At 68.2% G+C, this 1,316-nt stretch carries 1 protein-coding gene; it reads left to right on the top strand.

Annotated elements, in window-relative coordinates:
• On the top strand, nt 1-1,316 hold a 1,316-nt coding region (locus A5696_RS29220), incomplete at both ends, for an HAD-IC family P-type ATPase (RefSeq protein WP_156738223.1).

The following is a 1,316-nucleotide window of genomic DNA, read 5'->3' as shown; positions in this document are numbered from 1 at the left end:
GGCGACATCGACATCCTGATCACCGACAAGACCGGCACGCTGACGGAGGGCCGCATCCGCCTGGTCGGCGCGGTCGATCCGGCCGGTGCGCCGGCCGAGCCGGTCCGGCGGCTCGGGTTGCTGGCCACCGACGTCGACCCGGAATCCGGTGTGGTGAGCGCCAATCCGCTCGACGCCGCGCTGTGGGACTCCCCGCAGCCACAGCAACTGGTGGGCGGCGCGGTGCGCCGCGTCGCGCTGCTGCCGTTCGACCACGAGCGGCGCGCGACGTCGGTGTTGGTCGACGACGACGGCAACCGCCTCCTCGTCGTCAAGGGCGCCCCCGAACAGGTCCTGGACCGGTGCGACGGGACGCCGGCGGCCGCGGATGCGACCCTGGCGGACTTGTTCGCCGCCGGACGGCGGGTGGTCGCCGTCGCCACCCGCCCGGCCGCCGAGCTGACGGAGCTCACCGCCGACGACGAACACGACCTCACGCTGGCCGGCTTTCTGGTCTTCGCCGACGAACCCAAACCCGCGGCGCGCCAGTCGCTGGCACAGCTGGCCGAACTGGGCATCGAGCTCAAGATCGCCACCGGCGACAATCCGCGGGTCGCCGAAAAGGTCTGCAATGACCTGGGTTTGGCGTCCAAGGGCACTCTCACCGGCGCCGAGCTGGAACCCCTCGACGACGACGGGTTCGTCGACGCCGCGCAAAACCACACCATCTTCGCGCGCATCTCCCCCGAGCAGAAGGCGCGGCTGATCACCGCGCTGCGCCGCAACGGGCGATCGGTCGGCTTCCTCGGCGACGGCGTCAACGACGCGTTGGCCCTGCACGCCGCGGACGTGGGGATCTCCGTCAACAGCGCCACCGACGTGGCCAAGGACGCGGCCGACGTGGTCTTGCTGGAAAAGGACCTGGGGGTGCTGGCCACCGGGGTGGCCACGGGCAGAAGGATTTTCGCCAATACCATCAAGTACGTGTTCATGGGCACATCGAGCAATTTCGGCAACACCTTCAGCGCCGCCGCCGCGTCGGCGTTCTTGCCGTTTCTGCCGATGCTGCCCAGCCAGATCCTGCTGGGCAACCTGCTCTACGATGCCTCGCAGTTGGCGATCCCCACCGACCGCGTCGATGAGGAGCAACGCGATGCGCCGGCGCACTGGAACGTCGCCTTCATCCGCAGGTTCATGCTGACGTTCGGGCCCATCAACTCGCTGTTCGACTTCTTGACCTTCGGATTCATGCTCGGCATCCTGCACGCCGGCGAGGTGGCGTTTCACACCGGGTGGTTCCTGGAAAACCTTCTCACCCAGACGTTTATCGTTTTCGC

The sequence above is a fragment of the Mycobacterium sp. E2699 genome (genome assembly GCF_001666745.1).
Lineage (GTDB): Bacteria > Actinomycetota > Actinomycetes > Mycobacteriales > Mycobacteriaceae > Mycobacterium.
The sequence above is the reverse complement of the archived record's forward strand: the minus strand, read 5'-3'. Positions and strand labels throughout refer to the sequence as shown.